At 46.4% G+C, this 16,776-nt stretch carries 17 protein-coding genes; 11 read left to right on the forward strand and 6 right to left on the reverse strand.

The genetic code is table 11. The features are described from left to right. Both LSG37_RS20300 and LSG37_RS20305 read left to right on the forward strand, forming a co-directional pair. Positions 1-853: hypothetical protein (locus LSG37_RS20300; RefSeq protein ID WP_233081810.1), on the forward strand; the 853-nt coding region annotated here is incomplete at its 5' end. Between the two features lie 87 nt (positions 854-940). Next, a complete protein-coding gene (locus tag LSG37_RS20305; protein ID WP_233081811.1) occupies positions 941-1,582 on the forward strand; it encodes a DUF2971 domain-containing protein in 642 nt (213 codons plus the stop codon). Between the two features lie 29 nt (positions 1,583-1,611). Here LSG37_RS20305 and LSG37_RS20310 read toward each other — a convergent pair whose 3' ends face one another. Both LSG37_RS20310 and LSG37_RS20315 read right to left on the reverse strand, forming a co-directional pair. Beyond that, entirely contained in the window at positions 1,612-1,899 is a 288-nt protein-coding gene (locus tag LSG37_RS20310) for a type II toxin-antitoxin system RelE/ParE family toxin (RefSeq protein ID WP_233081813.1), read from the reverse strand. Further along, positions 1,896-2,177: a type II toxin-antitoxin system Phd/YefM family antitoxin gene (locus LSG37_RS20315; RefSeq protein ID WP_233081814.1), complete on the reverse strand. Its 282-nt coding sequence runs from the start codon at positions 2,175-2,177 to the stop codon at positions 1,896-1,898. The genes LSG37_RS20310 and LSG37_RS20315 overlap by 4 nt, the downstream gene beginning before the upstream one ends. Before the next feature lie 231 nt (positions 2,178-2,408). Between LSG37_RS20315 and katG the strand changes: the two genes are divergently transcribed. Together katG and LSG37_RS20325 are read left to right on the forward strand one after the other, a co-directional pair. Continuing rightward, positions 2,409-4,649, forward strand: a complete 2,241-nt coding sequence (gene katG / locus LSG37_RS20320) for a catalase/peroxidase HPI (protein ID WP_436286428.1) — start codon at positions 2,409-2,411, stop codon at positions 4,647-4,649. A 376-nt stretch (positions 4,650-5,025) separates the two neighbouring features. Next, complete coding sequence (locus tag LSG37_RS20325) at positions 5,026-6,003, forward strand: TerC family protein (protein ID WP_233081815.1); 978 nt, start codon at positions 5,026-5,028, stop codon at positions 6,001-6,003. Positions 6,004-6,100: 97 nt separating this feature from the next. Here the strand turns inward: LSG37_RS20325 and LSG37_RS20330 are convergent, their stop codons facing one another. Continuing rightward, positions 6,101-6,370: a Txe/YoeB family addiction module toxin gene (locus tag LSG37_RS20330; RefSeq protein ID WP_233081816.1), complete on the reverse strand. Its 270-nt coding sequence runs from the start codon at positions 6,368-6,370 to the stop codon at positions 6,101-6,103. Then, positions 6,351-6,623 carry a type II toxin-antitoxin system Phd/YefM family antitoxin gene (locus LSG37_RS20335; protein WP_233081817.1) on the reverse strand — a complete coding sequence of 91 codons (273 nt, stop codon included), beginning with the start codon at positions 6,621-6,623 and terminating at the stop codon, positions 6,351-6,353. The genes LSG37_RS20330 and LSG37_RS20335 overlap by 20 nt, the downstream gene beginning before the upstream one ends. A gap of 246 nt (positions 6,624-6,869) precedes the next feature. Between LSG37_RS20335 and LSG37_RS20340 the strand changes: the two genes are divergently transcribed. The 3 genes from LSG37_RS20340 to glpK all read left to right on the forward strand — a co-directional run bounded on the left by LSG37_RS20340 (position 6,870) and on the right by glpK (position 11,460). Continuing rightward, complete coding sequence (locus LSG37_RS20340; RefSeq protein WP_233081818.1) at positions 6,870-7,835, forward strand: universal stress protein; 966 nt, start codon at positions 6,870-6,872, stop codon at positions 7,833-7,835. A gap of 134 nt (positions 7,836-7,969) precedes the next feature. Then, entirely contained in the window at positions 7,970-9,925 is a 1,956-nt protein-coding gene (locus tag LSG37_RS20345) for a cation:proton antiporter domain-containing protein (RefSeq protein ID WP_233081819.1), read from the forward strand. A 29-nt stretch (positions 9,926-9,954) separates the two neighbouring features. Further along, complete coding sequence (glpK, locus tag LSG37_RS20350; RefSeq protein ID WP_233081820.1) at positions 9,955-11,460, forward strand: glycerol kinase GlpK; 1,506 nt, start codon at positions 9,955-9,957, stop codon at positions 11,458-11,460. Between the two features lie 95 nt (positions 11,461-11,555). Here glpK and LSG37_RS20355 read toward each other — a convergent pair whose 3' ends face one another. Beyond that, positions 11,556-12,425 carry a bile acid:sodium symporter family protein gene (locus LSG37_RS20355; RefSeq protein WP_233081821.1) on the reverse strand — a complete coding sequence of 290 codons (870 nt, stop codon included), beginning with the start codon at positions 12,423-12,425 and terminating at the stop codon, positions 11,556-11,558. Between the two features lie 262 nt (positions 12,426-12,687). Between LSG37_RS20355 and LSG37_RS20360 the strand changes: the two genes are divergently transcribed. The 4 genes from LSG37_RS20360 to LSG37_RS20375 all read left to right on the forward strand — a co-directional run bounded on the left by LSG37_RS20360 (position 12,688) and on the right by LSG37_RS20375 (position 16,289). Next, positions 12,688-13,038, forward strand: a complete 351-nt coding sequence (locus LSG37_RS20360) for a PadR family transcriptional regulator (protein ID WP_008899139.1) — start codon at positions 12,688-12,690, stop codon at positions 13,036-13,038. After that, positions 13,038-13,985, forward strand: a complete 948-nt coding sequence (locus tag LSG37_RS20365; RefSeq protein WP_233081823.1) for an HAAS signaling domain-containing protein — start codon at positions 13,038-13,040, stop codon at positions 13,983-13,985. Before LSG37_RS20360 ends, LSG37_RS20365 begins: the two co-directional genes overlap by 1 nt. 93 nt (positions 13,986-14,078) lie before the next feature. Next, positions 14,079-14,477 (forward strand): MAPEG family protein, encoded by a 399-nt coding sequence (locus LSG37_RS20370; protein WP_233081825.1) that lies wholly within the window; start codon positions 14,079-14,081, stop codon positions 14,475-14,477. 3 nt (positions 14,478-14,480) lie between these two features. Next, positions 14,481-16,289, forward strand: coding sequence for an ABC transporter transmembrane domain-containing protein (locus tag LSG37_RS20375; protein ID WP_233081826.1), 1,809 nt, complete (start codon positions 14,481-14,483; stop codon positions 16,287-16,289). A gap of 40 nt (positions 16,290-16,329) precedes the next feature. Here the strand turns inward: LSG37_RS20375 and LSG37_RS20380 are convergent. Further along, positions 16,330-16,776 (reverse strand): alpha/beta hydrolase (locus tag LSG37_RS20380; protein ID WP_233081828.1); only part of this gene is annotated, 447 nt, incomplete at its 5' end.

Below are 16,776 nucleotides of genomic sequence, written 5' to 3' on the forward strand. Positions count from 1 at the left end.
ATTTAATTATTCCGCTGATAAGGGAGAGATCACTCCCCAAGGTAGCTATTCAAATCTGTGCGCGTTAATTAAAAAATTGCCCCTGACTGAATACATTAAAGATGTCTCAGTCATTACCTTTAACTATGATCTCGCTCTTGAATTTGCAATGTTCTGTAACTCACTTGCGCCGAATTATATGCTTAAAGATGAATCGCCAGCCGATAATGGAAAACTGAAATCAATCAAACTCTTGAAGTTACATGGTTCTCTGAATTGGGGGATCGTTAACGGTAAAACAGAAGTTGTAGCCTTTGATGTATCAACAATAAAAGGGCAAGTGATTCAGCATCATGGCGCTCGAGGTAAGTTTCAGACAATCAAAGTGGGCAAATCAAAGCGAGAAATAACTCTGTCTGCAGATAATGGTGATATACACATCCCGATTGGCTCAAATTTAAAGGAGTTTATGAATGGCTGGAGGAATATTGAAGTAAAACCAACTCCTCTTATTGTTCCTCCTACCTGGAATAAATCTGATTACCATACTGCTATAGCTCCCGTTTGGAAAAGTGCTGCGCAGGAGCTACTTAATGCTCAATACATTTATATTATCGGTTACTCCCTGCCTGAGACTGATGCTTTTTTCAAACTACTTTATGGGCTGGGGTCTGTCGGAGAAACAATAATTAGGAAAATAGTTGTTTATAACCCTGACGATAGTGGGACAGTCGAAGCTCGTTTTAGATGCATGCTTGGTACTGATACCTTAAAAAAAATGACATATAAGCCTATGAAATTCGAGGACTCTTTGAGTGACATTAGTGAGCAGTTTTTTGATCCAAATATAAGAAACTATGGACTCTTTTTATAACTGTTTCAGTTGACGATTGTTACTAGTATAAGAATGGTACTTCTGCTTTGAAAAAAATGTTATCAAGTCTCAAATAAGGGCACCTACATGCTTCTATACCATTTTTTACCGCTGAAATTTGCGGAGCTGAATTTAAAGCATCGAAGGCTTAAAATTTCAACTTTTGATACTCTTAATGACCCCTTCGAATTTTTCTGTTTTGATACGTCGAAGTCAGATTTCAGAACCCAACTTAGAAATGGCCATAGAGCAATTATTAATGATATGGGAGTTATGTGCTTTTCCAAGGCATGGAATTGTCCTGTCCAGTGGGCTCATTACGCTGACCGCCATAGAGGGATTTGTTTAGGCTTTAGCTATCCAAAAGAGTTAGCCCACATTTTCCGCCTAGTTGAATATTCCGAGTCAAAGTTCGATGCCAAGTCACTAAATGTAGAGCAAATTCTGAATAAGGCGCTGTATACAAAATATAAAAACTGGGAGTATGAACAAGAAGTTCGAACTGTCATTGAGCTTAAAGAACGAGACAATGATGGCAACTATTACATGCCTTTCGAAGGAAATTTAAAGCTGGAGAAAGTAATAGTCGGCTGTAATTGTGAGATATCACGAAGCGAGCTTGATAAACTGATTGGTGATTTAAAATCCAAGATTGAAGTATTCAAAGTTCGTCCTGCCTTTAGAACTTTTAAAATGGTGCGGAATGAAAATAAGGGGCTTTGGAAGTAGGTTCATTAGTCACTCGTTGCGGCTGATACTCAAACATCCCAATCTCCCTGCATTTGTCGGCAATTACGCATTGTAAGGATCCTTACTTCGTGGTCTACGCAGTAAATGATTCTGTAGTGGCCGAAGATGATTTCACGGTAGTTACTGTAGAGAAGTTCCGGTACGGCTCGGACCATTTCTGGAAGTGAACTCAAGAGCGCTGTTTTATCCAATACCTCGTTTACCCATTTCTCCGCCGCTACAGGATTATCCAGCGCAATAAAATCTGCGGCGTCACCCAGCTTTTCTAAAGCTAAAGGCGACCAAACCACATTCATTTTTTCAACCGCGCTAGCAGCAAACTGCGGGCATCTTCATTTGAAACTCCGGCACCTGATGCCAGTTGAGCTTCAGCAATGCGCAGTTCTTCCAGCAGTTCAATTTTCTCCTGCATAGCTTCATATTCAGCAACGTCCAACAGCACAGCGACGCCTTTGCCATGCTGTGTAATTACTAAAGGACGGCGGGTTTCGTTAATCTGCCGGATATAAGAAGCAACACTGGATCTGAATTCAGAAAGAGGTTGGATGTCCTGATCAAGACGGAGACGTGCCACAATAGATTCCTATTAAGTACTAAATAACGTACAAAATATAGTGCAATTTGAGTGATCAAGCAAGGCAGTTTGGCTACAAAGATCGCTCACTCCAAAGCCTCGCCAATAAACCTTTACAAGTTGCTTAAATTTCAATTAATCACTTAAATTGATTAGAAACGAATTTTCTATTCTGTTGGTCTAGTGTTTATCGCGGTGCAGGTTAAACTTTAACCAATGGAGGGAGCGCATATGCTTCAACGGAAAACAACATTACTATCGGCTTTAGCAGTCGCCGTTTCGATAGCTTTAACTACACCTATAGCCAATGCAGAAAGTATGAATAAGGGCAACCAGTTCTGGTGGCCTGAACAACTGAATCTGGCGCCTTTGCGTCAGCATGGGGTGGAATCCAGCCCTATGGATCAAGGCTTTAACTATGCAGAAGAGTTTAAAAAGCTGGATTTAAAAGCCGTCAAAGCAGATATCACCAAACTGATGACCACGCCGCAAGACTGGTGGCCGCCGGATTATGGCCATTATGGGCCCTTTTTTATTCGTATGGCCTGGCATAGTGCCGGTACTTATAGAGTGTCTGATGGCCGGGGTGGGGCTGGTGGTGGGCAGCAGCGGTTTGAGCCGTTAAACAGCTGGCCTGATAACGTCAATTTAGATAAAGCGCGGCGTTTGCTTTGGCCTATTAAGCAAAAATATGGTCGTCAAATTTCATGGGCCGATTTGATGGTGTTAACAGGTAATGTGGCGCTGGAGTCTATGGGCTTTAAAACCTTTGGTTTTGCCGGTGGCCGCACTGACGATTGGGAAGCCGATATTGTCTATTGGGGGCCTGAAACCAAGTGGCTGGATGACAAGCGCTATAGCGGTGATCGCAAACTGCAAAAACCTCTGGCTGCTGTGCAAATGGGCCTGATTTACGTCAATCCTGAAGGACCAAATGGCAATCCGGATCCTTTGCTTGCCGCCAAAGATATTCGCGAAACCTTTGGCCGTATGGCGATGAACGACGAAGAAACAGTGGCTTTAATAGCGGGCGGTCATACTTTTGGTAAAGCCCACGGTGCACATAAACCTGAAGACTGTGTCGGTAAAGAGCCAGCTGCTGCGGGTTTGGAGGAGCAAGGCTTTGGCTGGAAAAACAAATGTGGCAAAGGCCATTCGGAAGATACAGTCACTTCGGGTTTAGAAGGCGCCTGGACGGTCAACCCCATAGCCTGGACCACTCAATATCTGGATAACCTGTATGCCTTTGACTGGGTTAAAACCAAAAGCCCGGCTGGTGCCACCCAGTGGATCCCGAAAGATGGTCAGGCCGCGAATTTAGTGCCGGATGCACATGATAAAACCAAACGTCATGCGCCTATTATGTTCACCACAGACCTGGCGCTGAAGGAAGATCCTGAATACCGCAAAATCACCACACGCTTTAAAGAAAACCCTAAGGAGTTTGAACTGGCCTTTGCCAAAGCCTGGTTTAAATTAACCCACCGCGATATGGGGCCTAAAGTGCGTTATTTGGGCTCTGAAGTGCCAGCTGAAACGCTGATTTGGCAGGACGCTGTGCCAGCAGTGGATCATGAATTGATCAACGCAGAGGATATCAAAGCGCTGAAAGCCAAGGTATTGTCATCGGGTTTAACAGTGCCAGAGCTGGTGCGCACCAGTTGGGCTGCAGCGGCCAGCTTCCGTGGTACTGATTTACGGGGTGGAGCTAATGGTGCTCGTTTGGCCTTAGCACCCCAAAAAGACTGGGCGGTCAATAATCCGGCTGAAGTGGCCAAGGTACTGAAAAAACTGCAGGGTATTCAGCAGGACTTTAATAAAGCCCAAAAGGGTGGCAAAAAAGTCTCGTTGGCCGATTTAATTGTACTCGCAGGTAGTGCTGCAGTAGAGCAAGCCGCTAAAGCGGGGGGCATCACAGTGGAAGTGCCATTTACACCGGGCCGCACTGATGCCAGTCAGGCGCAAACTGATGTGGAATCTTTTGCTGTGTTGGAGCCGATGGCTGATGGCTTCCGCAACTATTATGGTAAAGAGTACGGCAAAGATGCAGCTTTATCTCCGGCCGAAGCTTTGGTGGATAAAGCCAATTTGATGACCTTAAGCGTGCCGGAAATGACAGTGCTGATCGGTGGTTTACGTGCGCTGGATGCCAATACAGGCGGTGCGAAACACGGCGTATTTACCAGCAAACCAGGCACTTTAAGCAACGACTTCTTTGTCAATTTGCTGGATATGTCCACAGAGTGGCGCAAGTCGGCTAAAACTGAAGGCCTATACGAAGGGGTGGATCGCAAAACCGGCACACTGAAATGGACAGCCACCCCAGTGGATCTGGTATTTGGTTCCCATTCCGAGTTGCGTGCTGTGGCCGAGATCTATGCTGCCGACGATGGCAAAGCAAAGTTCACTAAAGACTTTGTTGCTGCCTGGAGCAAAGTGATGACGCTGGACAGGTTTGATCTAACTATGTAATAGCGCTGTTGTTGAAGCAAATTGTGAAGATAAAACTACGGCGGCCTTTGGGTCGCCGTGTTTTTTAGTCTGTGTTAGCGCTAAGTTTGCCTTTTGTTGGTTCAGCAACCATCACTGAGGCTAATCCACATCAGTTAATTAGTTAGCTATTCTGATCGGGCTTTGTTAAAGTTGCGCCATCCCAAAGGGGAGTAGCTCACTACTGGTTTATCGTCATCACGAAACTTTATGTTTCCGGTAACCAGGTCAGTATTACTGATGAGCAAGACCTTTGCCGCTCTGGCAAAGATCCCTTTTCAAACAGGAGTTCCAGCCGCAGTGGGCCTGGAAAACACCGGCACTTGCTGGTTGGTTAAACCCTGTTTGGAGAAATCTTATGGAATCCATTGCAAACCCCTGGCTATGGTCCGCATTTTTTAGCGTCGTTATTATCATGCTTGCTATCGACTTATTTTGGGTCGGTGGCGGCAAAGCGCATAAAGTCTCAGTAAAAGAAGCTGCCATCTGGTCTGGCATTTGGGTGTCAGTCTCCTTTTTATTTGCCGCAGGTTTATGGTTGTACTTAGATAACACTGTGGGTGAAGAAATTGCGACGGCCAAAACCCTGGAATATATCACTGGTTATTTGATTGAGAAGTCACTGGCTATCGACAATGTGTTTGTCTGGTTGATGATTTTTAGCGTCTTTGCTATCCCTCCTGAATTACAAAAGCGCGTGTTGATATTGGGTGTAATAGGCGCCATTGTGATGCGCACTATCATCATTTTTGCCGGTGCCTGGTTAATCACTCAGTTCCATTGGTTACTTTATGTTTTTGGTGCTTTTTTGCTGTTTACAGGTATAAAAATGTGGCTGGCGGCAGAGCAACAACCCGATCTGGCCAACAGCAAAATAGTATTGTGGTTACGTCGACGCTACAAAATTACCGAGCAACTGGAAGGTGAAAAGTTCTTCGTTAAACGTCTGGTTGATGGCCGCTGGGTTCGTTATGCCACGCCGCTGTTTCTGGTGCTGGTATTGGTTGAGTTTTCGGATCTGATTTTTGCCGTCGACTCTATTCCTGCGATCTTCGCTATTACAACGGATCCATTTATCGTATTAACGTCCAATATCTTTGCAATTTTAGGTTTGCGCTCTATGTATTTCCTGCTGGCTGATATGGCTGACCGCTTTAGTTTGCTGAAGTACGGTTTAGCTTTAGTGCTGGTGTTTGTAGGTGCAAAAATGGTGCTGATTGATCTGGTAAAAATTCCAACAGCTTTGTCTTTGCTTGTTGTGGCTCTGATCATTGGTACTTCTGTGGTGTTGTCGTTACGTCAAAGCCGTAAAGAAGCCGCGGGTCCGGCAGAGTAAAACTTTAGGCTAAGCCGATTGGCTTCCATATGGTGTTTTCAATGGAAGCCAATTGGTGTAAGAGGCAGGTGCTTATCTTTTTGATGATATCTGTGGTTTAGTACTGATCGTAATGCCCGCCGATAGCGAATATGGAGATAGAACTGTCGTCGAATTTGTAGATCAGCCGGTCTTTTTGCGAAATACGTTTTGACCAGAATCCAGTGAGATTGTGTTTCAGTGGTTCTGGTTTTCCCAATCCTGAAGCAGGATCAGCTCGCAGCATTTCTTTCAGTAATTTGCACAGGGCTTTATGCAGAATTTTATCTTTATCTCGCAGCTCTTCATAAATAGCCCATGTATTGCCTTCAAATACCAGTGATCTCATCTATTTCCTCAGAACTTGGGCTATAGCCTTTTCTTTGGCTGTGAGTGGCTGATGAGGCTGCAATTTGTGCCATTAAGCTATTGTTTTGTAAAACGTAAAGAGTTTCTTGTTCCCGCTCCCAATCGTCAGCACTGATCACCACAAAGGCTTCACCAGCGCGGCGCGTTACTTTAATCGGTGCATGGTTGTTCACCACATCTTCGACATAGGTTTTCAGATTGTCTCTGAACTGATTAACGCTTACGGTATCCATTGTGATCACCAGATATAAATAATTAGTTGTACGGCTTTGCCGTACAATATAGCACTGCATTAGTGGCAATGCCAGAATAGAGTGATCTGTGAATTAACCGCTAATCTCTGCTTGTCGCCCTGTTGCTATGCTCGTCTCAGCTGCTACCTTAAGTTGATATGTATCAAAACCTTTGATAGAAAAGCTGTGTAGTATCAGGTGGTTCCAAAACACATTTTTAACTGTTTTGTTCAGGAGGACGGGGCGATGAAAAGATTCAAGAACATTTTGCTTGTAGCTAAACCTCAGTGCGAGCACCCCTTTGAACTTGAAGCTGCGCTGACGCTGGCTGAACAAAACTCTGCGGAAATTACCTTGCTGATGGTATTACCTGCTCTGAGTAGCTTTCATCTGATTAAACCAGAGCGGCCGCAACAGGACATAGAAAAAGACTATGTTCAGCATCATTTAAACGAGTTACTGGCAAGGGCCGGCCGGTATCAGCAACGCGCTGAAATTCGCTGCAAAGTAGTAATAGGTACTGAATTTATTCAAGTGATCCGCTCTGTTTTGCGTAACCATCACGACTTAGTGATCAAAACGGCTGAGCCTGCCAGTTGGGTGAAACGGCTGTTTGGCGGCACTGATATGCACTTGCTGCGTAAATGCCCTTGTCCTTTGTGGTTACTGAAGCCTGATGTGGCGCCCAACTACAGCAAAATAGCGGCTACAGTAGATTTTAATCCGGACCAGCCACAAAGTGTTGAGCAGCCACTGAACAAACAAATCCTCGAACTGGCCAGCTCCATTGCTATCCACAATGGGGCCGGCCTGCATGTTTTGCATGCCTGGCAAGTAGAGTCTGCCGGAGTGGTACTCATGTGGAGCGACAACCCGGAAAGAGCCGAAGCTGAGTACAATCAAAGTATTCATTCGTCACATCAGGCTGGCATCAACAGATTAAAACTGCTGATGGCCAAATGGATTGGGCAACAAGCCTACGACTATTGTAAGCCTCATTTCGAGTTACTGCGCGGAGCTGCTTCTCATATTCTTGCCAAAAGAATAGAAGAACTGGACCCTGGCTTAGTTGTCATGGGCACTGTTGCCCGAACTGGCATTGCCGGATTCCTGATAGGAAATACGGCTGAAGCCTTGCTGGAGCAGCTGAATTGTTCAGTGCTGGCAGTCAAACCTCTGGGTTTTGTGACTCCTGTTACTCTGGAAGAGTAGGTTAATGGTAATAGGCTCTGTGAGTAAGAGCCTTTGTAGTTCACTCCTAGTCAGAATGCTGTTGAATATTATCGAGTTTCACCAGTATTATCAGGCGTTTGCAATGTCAGCCCCAGTGTTCAAGGAGTCTTGTTGTGTTTACTGACCCGTTTTTTCAGTTACTTAGCCTGCTATCACTGACTGTTACTATTATTCTGCTGTTTCAGCGTTTTCATTTGCCAGCCAGTATTGCTTATTTATTGGTGGGTATTCTGCTGAGCCCCAATACAGTTGGACCATCTGTTGATGACAATCTGATTTCGCATATTGCTGAATTTGGTATTGTCTTTTTACTCTTCACCATTGGTCTGAACTTTACCATGCCGCAGATCTACGCTATGCGACATACCATTCTTGGTTTGGGTATGGGGCAAGTCGGTTTAACCACTCTGGTTGTTACTTTGTTGCTGATGGCTTTTGGTTTGAACCCTGCGGTGGCTTTTGTATTGGGAGCTATAGCGGCCCAATCTTCTACAACTGTGATTAGCAAACAATTAACCGAACAGGGAGAATCAAACAGTCATCATGGTCGTTTATCGCTGTCACTCTCTGTGTTTCAGGATATTACGGCTGTACCATTCATTGTTGTTATTCCGGTGCTAGGGACTGCGGTTGCCAGTGAAATAGCAGGTTCTCTTGGCTTTGCAGTTGCTAAAGCTGCGCTGGCAGTGGTACTTGTGATCGGTGTTGGAAGACTGTTGTTCCGGCCCTTTTTTCATCTGGTGGCCAGTAAGAAATCAGCAGAGCTTTTTACTCTGACCGTTTTGCTGGTTTGTCTGTTGGCTGGTTTTGCTACAGAGCAACTGGGGTTGTCTATGGCCTTTGGCGCGTTTTTGGCTGGCATGGTATTGGGGGACACTGAATTCCGGCATCAGGTGGAAAGCACGATAAGGCCGTTCCGAGATGTGTTACTGGGGCTGTTTTTTATCAGTGTCGGTATGTTGGTTGACCCTGCAGCTATATTGCCGCAATGGCACTGGATTGTTCTGGCTACTTTGTTCATGCTGGTGCTAAAAACGCTGCTGGTGCTGTTTTTATTGCGTCGTAAAGGAATGGCATGGCAATTGTCCTGGCGTACAGGTTTGATTCTGGCGGTAGGCGGCGAATTTGGTCTGGCGTTACTGGCCTTGAGCGGGGATGTATTGCCTGCTATGTATCAGCAAATTACCTTGGGTACAGTCTTGCTTTCTATGGTATTGGCAACAGTGTTGATTAAATTTAATCTGCAAATAGCACGAAAACTCAGCCCAAAAGAAAAAACTTCTGTTGGCGAGGATGTGCCGCTGGCTGAACAGGCCCCACAACTGCAGAATCATGTCATCATTGCCGGATATGGCCGCATTGGACAAATCCTGGGTAACTTTCTTGAAGCTGAAAAGATCCTTTTTCAGGCGGTGGATATGGACGCCAGTCTGGTCAAGCAAGCCAGCACGGCGGGTGAGCCTGTTTTTTATGCCGATGCCGCTGATGCGACTGTACTCAAAGCTTTAGGTATAGAGCAAGCTCGTTTATTGTTAATAGCCCATGACGATTTACCATCGGCATTACAAAGCTTGTATTTTGCCAAACAACTGAATCCACATTGTACTGTGTTGGTGCGAACCAGAGATGACAGTCATTTGGATGCTTTGCGTGCTGCCGGAGCTGATGAAGTGATCCCGGAAACGCTGGAAGCGGGTATGATGATGGTATCCCAGGCCTTACTAAGTCTAAAAGTATCTCCCACCAGAGTTGCATTACTGATAGCTCAGCAACGTAAACAGCGCTACCAGTTATTGCATCAGCTGTTTCATAGTGAACAACAGCAACCGGAAAGTACTGAGTTGCCGCAGTTGTATCCTTTGACGCTAACCCCAGAGCATCCATGGATTGGGCAACAGATAGCGGAACTGCCACTGCAGCAGGTGCAACTTCAGGCATTAGTCAGGGCCCAGCAGCGGCAACTCAATCCAGCGTCAGATACTGTATTACAAGTTGAGGATGTGCTGGTTTTGTTTGGGGACCTGCCTCAGATTGAAAAAATAACAGCACTGACAGTCAGTGCTGGTTGATGATGCAGAGTTATAGTGAGTCTGAATGCATGCGCCAGCAAGCCATTTTATCTATAGATCAGGGCACTTCTTCCAGCCGGGCTTTGTTATTTAACCGGGACGGTAAGGTATTAGCTGTGGCGCAGCAGGAGCTGGATTGTGTCTATCCACAGCAAGGCTGGGTAGAGCAAGATGCAGAGCTGATTTGGCTCTCTGTGCTTAAGGTCTGTCGGCAGGTTTTAGCACAAGCCGTGCAGCTGGGCATAGAAGTACTGGCTGTCAGTATCAGCAATCAGCGCGAAACTACAGTGCTTTGGCATAAAGCTAAAGATAAGGTATTAGCTCCCGCTATTGTCTGGCAAGACAGACGCACAGCAGACTATTGCCAGCAGCTTAAAGATCAGGGCCATGAAGCTCTGGTGCAGCAAAAAACTGGTTTATTGCTGGACCCTTACTTTTCTGCCAGCAAAATTCAGTGGTTACTTACTCACAATGCTGATGTGCAGCAAGCTTTGGCTGAAGGCGAATTGGCTTTTGGCACTATAGATAGTTTTTTACTTTGGCGTTTAACTTCAGGCCGGGTGCATGCCACAGATACGACCAATGCCAGCCGCACTTTATTGCTGAATATTCAAAGCTTAAGCTGGGATCAAGAACTGCTGCAGTTGTTTGGCGTGCCTGAGCATATTCTGCCGCAGGTAAAACAAAGCGCTGATGCTTATGGGGTCTGTGACACCCGCTTATTTGGTTTGGCCTTACCTGTGCTGGCGCTGGTGGGCGATCAACAGGCAGCCGCTTTAGGTCAGGGTTGTATCAGTACCGGTTCGTTAAAAAGCACCTATGGCACAGGCTGTTTTGCCTTATTAAACACTGGCTGCAACCCGTTGTTTTCTAAACACAGGTTACTGACCACTGTGGCTTTTACTGTGCAGGGCCACACTTTTTATGCACTCGAAGGAGCCATTTTTGTCGCTGGTGCAGCAGTCAAATGGCTGCGTGATCAACTGGGTGTTATTACGCAAGCCAGTGAAACTGAAGCCTTAGCGCAAAGTTTACCGGATAACGGTGGGGTGTATTTAGTGCCGGCTTTTACTGGTTTAGCCGCACCACACTGGCAACCTGAAGCAAGGGCTGCTTTGGTAGGCATGACACTGGGCACAGGCAAAGCGCATTTAGCCCGCGCTGCTTTGGAAGCTGTGGTGTATCAGACTGCTGATTTACTCTCCGCCATGCTGGCCGATGGGGCCAAGGTGCAACAGTTGCAGGTTGATGGCGGCATGGTGGCAAATAACTGGTTATGTCAGCATCTGGCTGATGTATTGAATATTCCTGTGCTTAAACCCAGTCAAAATGAAGCTTCGGCTTATGGTGCTTCGGTACTGGCAGCAGTGCAGTTAGGCTGGTTTGAAAGTCTGAATGCTGTGCCATTCAGCGCTGAAGCTCAACAATTTTTACCGCAGATGTCAGCAGATAAACGCCAGCAATTGCTAAGCGGCTGGCAGAATGCTTTGGCTTCGGTGCTTACTGAAAACAAAAAGATAACGAACCCTAATTAATTGATGTTGCAGCGAGGCGACAAGTGAGCGAGACCCCAGGAGCATAGTTCACCTATGTGACTGGGGTGAGGAGCGAAGGCAACAAAGCTGCAGCTTCAAGTAAGACGGGGGTCGTCTTTTCGTAACACCCACACCGTAAACAAACTGGCTGTGATAAACATCAGCAAGCTGTAAACGCTGGGTGCTATCGACATGGCAGTATTTTGCAAAATACCTGTGGTGATCATCAAAGCGAGCGTGCCATTTTGCAGGCCGACTTCAAGGCAGATGGTTCTGGCTTGTTTTTCCTGATGCAGCAAAAACCGGCCTAACCAATAACCTGCCAGCATGGTGAATACATTCAAAGCTAAAGTGGCAGGCCCGGTTTTTTGTAAAAACAGCCAGAGATCTGCACCTAAATCTGTAGCTATGCTGATGATTAATAACACCAGCACTATCACCGAAAAGCGGCTGATCACAGGTTGAAAACGATGTGAGCGTTCAGGCCATTTAAAGTTAAACCACATGCCAAGTAACACAGGAAAAACACTGACGATCATTAATGTCAGCCAGGTTTTTAATAGCGGAAGTTGCAGCGAGGTATTTTCGCCTAAAAAGTGCTCTATGGCCCAGACGGTCAGTAGTGGCAAGGTAAAGGGCGTGACAAATCCAACCAGTGCAGTTAAAGCCACTGACAAACCCAGATCGGCTTTACACAAGTAACTGTACAAATTAGAGGTAGTGCCACCCGGACATAAAGCCAGAATAAATAAACCCACAGCCAGTTCGCCCTGCAAATCAAACAGATAAATCACCCCTAAAGCACATAGCGGCAGCAGCAATAACTGCGCCAGGGCACCAACAAAAAACGCTTTGGGCTGACGCACCACTTCCGAAAAATTGGCAAGCCGCAGGCTCATGCCAACGCCCGTCATAATCAGTATTAGTGCTATAGGTAAACCAATTTGGGTCAAAGCTTCAAACATTTTTAGTTGTTCTTCAAAGAGATAGTGTGGTTAACCTACCTTGGAATTCCTGACTGAGCAAGAGTTGCTCGATTCTGGCTGCTGCAGTGCGGTTTTTTCACATTAGCCTTGCAGTGAAAGAACTAAAAAACTTTGTATTCCAATCACTTAATTTTTGTTTAAAAAATAAGCTTGCACCTATACTGTGTCTCGCCTAGTATAACTGTGTGGCGCACAGTGTGTGTGGCACAGTATGAGTGATATAGACAAAACAGGATTTCTTATGACCACTTCACAGCTGGACAAAATGCGACTGGAACTGCGCCGTGGTGTGCTGGTGCTGGCCGTGCTGGCCTCGTTGAAGCAGCGACACTATGGCTACTCGCTTAGAAAACAATTGCAGGACAGAGGCATCGACATAGACGAAGGCACTTTGTACCCGCTGGTGCGGCGTTTAGCTGAGCAAGGGTTGCTGGACAGCGAATGGCAACAGGCCGAAGGCCGGGAACGGCGTTATTACTTGTTGTCGGAGCAAGGCAAAGAGCTATTGGCGCAGTTAACCGATGAATGGCTACAACTCAATTCGGCTTTAGGTCCTTTGTTAACACAAGATCAAAGCGGGGAGACAGAATAATGGAACTGGTAGAACGTTATGTCGCTGCTGTGCAGCGCGAGTTACCTGAAGATAAAAGGCAGGAAATAGGCCGTGAGCTGAATGCCAATATTATGGATCAGCTCGATGCGCTCAAAGAGCAGCAAGGCCAGTTATCAGAAGATGATGTGGCCGCGGTGTTGAAGCAAATGGGTCGGCCAAGAGTTGTGGCTTATCAGTTTATTCCTCCAAAAGCTTTAGTTGCAGCCGAAGATATGCCTTTGCTAAAACACACTTTGTATATGGTGTTGGGTGTACTTTTTGTATTGCAGGTGATAGGTGCTACTACGCATTGGATGGGCAGCAGTGATGGCAATTTAATTCGCTTTTTATTGCAGTTAACCTTTGGTTTTCTGGATGAAGCTTGTTTTGCTTTTACCGCTATAGTGCTGAGTTTTGCCGCTGTAAATAGCTCAGGACAGAGGGTCGGCCGCTGTGCGGGCAAAGACTGGTCGCCAAAGCAGTTACCTAAAGCAGACTTGGGCTGGCAACATATCAGCCTGACCGATGTCTTTACTGATTTAGCCACCTACTTATTCCTGCTGATTGTCATTTGGCATCCGCTATGGATGAATCCTGAACAAATAACTGATCGCAGTGTCACGTTTACAACTGACGCTTTGTTGATGCTGCAATGGTTTAGCCCTGTGATTGTGTTCTCTGTGCTGTTGAGTTTATGGCAGTTGCAGCAACGCATTTGGAACCGTGGTTTGTTGCTGAGCAGCATTGTAGTAAACGCAGCTTTTGTGGTGTTTTTAGTGGTATTGGCTTTTAGTGGTCCCTTGCTGCAAGCAGGTCCTGTTGAGCTGAAAAGCTTGTTTACTGTGCTGCAGTTGGAGAAGGGCTTCACTTATGGTCTCTTGATCACGGCCTGTTTCCCTGGCTATGAAGTGGTCAGGGATTTGTGGCGGTTCAATAAACTGAACTAAATGGTACGCTGTGGCTGGGGGATGTTGATTTCGTTTCACTGCACCCCCATAACGTTTTAAGGCAATCCGCCTTTACCTTACTGAAGGTTTATCATGGCTTTACATCTTCCTGCTATCGTTACTTTGCTGGCGCTTTTCTTGTTTTTATACAGTTGTCTGGCTGTGGGTATGGCGCGGACAAAATACGGTGTAGCTGCTCCGGCTACTACGGGGAACCTGGATTTTGAACGTATATTCCGCGTGCAAATGAATACACTGGAACATCTGGTGCTGTTTTTGCCTGCGCTTTGGTTATTCAGTGAATATGTCAGTCCAGTCTGGGCTGGCTTAGTGGGTTTTGTCTGGTTAGTGGGCCGTTTGTATTATGCCGTCAGTTATATTAAAGACGCGAAAAGCCGTGGCCCTGGTTTTATGATTGGTTTTGTCGCCTTGCTGGTGCTGATGATTGGCGCAGCTGTTGGCATAGTGCTGCGTATGATGGCTGGTTTATAACCAATGAGCAGCACATCCCTCGCGACTGAAGTTGAGCCTGATACTGAAGTTCAGGCTCCGGCCAAAAAAATTGGTCCGCTTTTTAGTTTAATTCCGTTTTTAACTCCTTATGCCAGCCGTTGGATTTTAACTTTTATTGCCTTAACGGTAGCTGCTGTAGCCACTCTGACTTTGCCGGTTGCTTTTCGGTATCTGATTGATGCAGGGTTTTCTACCGATCAAGCTGGTCATATCGACAAATACTTTCTGGCCTTATTTGGCCTTTCTGTGGTGCTGGCAGTGGCCACTGCGTTGCGGTTTTATTATGTGTCCTGGCTGGGGGAGCGGGTGACGGCTGATTTACGCAGTGCTGTGTATGCTCATGTGGTGAAAATGAGCCCGCAGTTTTTTGAACTGACTAAAACCGGCGAAGTATTGTCGCGTTTAACCACTGACACCACCTTAATTCAGGCTGTGGTGGGTACCAGTTTGTCGATGGGGTTACGCAATAGCTTCTTGTTGCTCGGCGGACTGGTGATGTTGTTTGTCACCAGCGTTAAATTAGCCGCTTATATTTTGCTGACCTTAGTGCTGGTGATTTTGCCGATTTTCTTATTTGGCCGCAAAGTTCGTAAGTTGTCGCGTGACAGCCAGGACCGTATTGCCGATGCCAGCGCTGTTGCAGGTGAAGTATTAAACGCTATTCCAACAGTGCAGTCGTACCGGCAGGAACAGCGCGAAACTTTGCGTTTCACTGAATCGGTAGAAAATGCCTTTACCACAGCTTTATCCCGTATTCGGGCCCGCTCTATGCTGACCTTAGTGGCTATAGTGCTGGTGTTTGGTGCTATCTCTTTTGTGCTTTGGTTAGGTGCTCAGGCGGTACTGGCGAATGAAATGACAGGCGGCGAATTGTCGCAGTTTATTTTATATGCGGTACTGACAGCTGGTGCTATTGGCGCTATTGCTGAAGTCTGGGGCGACTTACAACGTGCAGCTGGTGCGGCTGAGCGCTTAATGCAGTTACTCAATGTAGAATCCCCTGTAGTTGAAAGAGCAGATCCTCTGCCTTTTGTTTTGCCTGAACATAATCTGGCTGGCACTGGTATTGAGTTTAGCGGCGTGAATTTCTGCTACCCGTCGCGGCCTGATACTTTGGCTTTGCAGGACTTTTCACTGCAGATTAAACCCGGTGAGCATATAGCTTTGGTTGGCCCTTCAGGGGCAGGCAAAACCACCTTGTTCCAGCTGTTGCTGCGCTTTTACGATCCACAAAGCGGCCAGGTGAAATTTAACGGCATGGATTTAAAAGATGTACGCTTAACAGACGCCCGCCAGCCTTTTGGCATAGTACTGCAGGACACTGTGATATTTGCAGGTTCTGTGCTAGATAACATCCGTTACGCCCGCCCTGAAGCTTCAGAAGACGAAGTAAAACAAGCAGCGCAAATGGCAGCAGCACACGACTTTATTCTGGCTCTACCTGAAGGCTACAACACTTATTTAGGCGAACGAGGTGTGCGTTTATCCGGCGGTCAGCGCCAGCGTATTTCCATTGCCAGGGCCATTTTAAGTAACCCTTCGGTGTTATTGCTGGATGAAGCCACCAGCGCTTTAGATGCTGAAAGCGAACGACAAGTGCAGCAAGCTTTGGATAACGCGGCACAAAACCGTACTACCTTAGTGATAGCGCATCGATTGGCAACAGTGTTGGCGGCCGATCGTATTGTGGTACTGGAAGCCGGGCGAATTGTGGCGCAGGGGACTCACGCAGAACTTTTGCAAAGCAGTGAACTCTACGCCCGTTTGGCGGCTTTGCAGTTTAGTCATTAGAGCGTATCTGTATGCAGGCAGGAAGAGCTTTGGCTTAAAGCTAGGGCTCAAGCCTGGTCACATAATCTGCTGGCAACAGATGACCACTGTCGAAGCGGAATAGTTTTTTGTCAGTAGTGGGCAGGGCATCAAACAGTTGTTGATTCTGTTTGATGCTGGCGTATTCGTCATCATCTGCAGTAAATAGCCAGACCTGATTATCGGCCAGACCTGCCATCAGATTAAGTGGCGCTACCAATGCTGTAGTGTCGTTCATATAAGGCGGAACTATGGCGGCGACACTCTGAATACGAGAGTCGACCCCAGCTAATAGCAAGCTAACCTGCGCTCCCATGCTGTAACCCGCCAGTTTTATGTTGTTTTTATCCAGTTTGGGCTGCTGTACCAGCCAGTCCAGCAACACTCTATGATCCCGTACTGTATCCACCAGCATAGCTTCGTACGGTTGACGTTCTCCCCACCAATGCAAATTATCAATAATATCTAT

This window comes from Rheinheimera soli, assembly GCF_021290985.1.
Lineage (GTDB): Bacteria > Pseudomonadota > Gammaproteobacteria > Enterobacterales > Alteromonadaceae > Pararheinheimera > Pararheinheimera soli.

Bases quoted from the DNA above. Each gene is read 5' to 3' on its own strand.
- LSG37_RS20340 (WP_233081818.1), top strand. From the start codon at position 6,870: ATGAAAAGATTCAAGAACATTTTGCTTGTAGCTAAACCTCAGTGCGAG.
- glpK (WP_233081820.1), top strand. From the start codon at position 9,955: ATGCGCCAGCAAGCCATTTTATCTATAGATCAGGGCACTTCTTCCAGC.
- LSG37_RS20325 (WP_233081815.1), top strand. From the start codon at position 5,026: ATGGAATCCATTGCAAACCCCTGGCTATGGTCCGCATTTTTTAGCGTC.
- LSG37_RS20305 (WP_233081811.1), top strand. From the start codon at position 941: ATGCTTCTATACCATTTTTTACCGCTGAAATTTGCGGAGCTGAATTTA.
- LSG37_RS20370 (WP_233081825.1), top strand. From the start codon at position 14,079: ATGGCTTTACATCTTCCTGCTATCGTTACTTTGCTGGCGCTTTTCTTG.
- LSG37_RS20365 (WP_233081823.1), top strand. From the start codon at position 13,038: ATGGAACTGGTAGAACGTTATGTCGCTGCTGTGCAGCGCGAGTTACCT.
- LSG37_RS20335 (WP_233081817.1), bottom strand. From the start codon at position 6,623: ATGGATACCGTAAGCGTTAATCAGTTCAGAGACAATCTGAAAACCTAT.
- LSG37_RS20330 (WP_233081816.1), bottom strand. From the start codon at position 6,370: ATGAGATCACTGGTATTTGAAGGCAATACATGGGCTATTTATGAAGAG.
- LSG37_RS20360 (WP_008899139.1), top strand. From the start codon at position 12,688: ATGACCACTTCACAGCTGGACAAAATGCGACTGGAACTGCGCCGTGGT.
- katG (WP_436286428.1), top strand. From the start codon at position 2,409: ATGCTTCAACGGAAAACAACATTACTATCGGCTTTAGCAGTCGCCGTT.
- LSG37_RS20310 (WP_233081813.1), bottom strand. From the start codon at position 1,899: ATGAATGTGGTTTGGTCGCCTTTAGCTTTAGAAAAGCTGGGTGACGCC.
- LSG37_RS20355 (WP_233081821.1), bottom strand. From the start codon at position 12,425: ATGTTTGAAGCTTTGACCCAAATTGGTTTACCTATAGCACTAATACTG.
- LSG37_RS20375 (WP_233081826.1), top strand. From the start codon at position 14,481: ATGAGCAGCACATCCCTCGCGACTGAAGTTGAGCCTGATACTGAAGTT.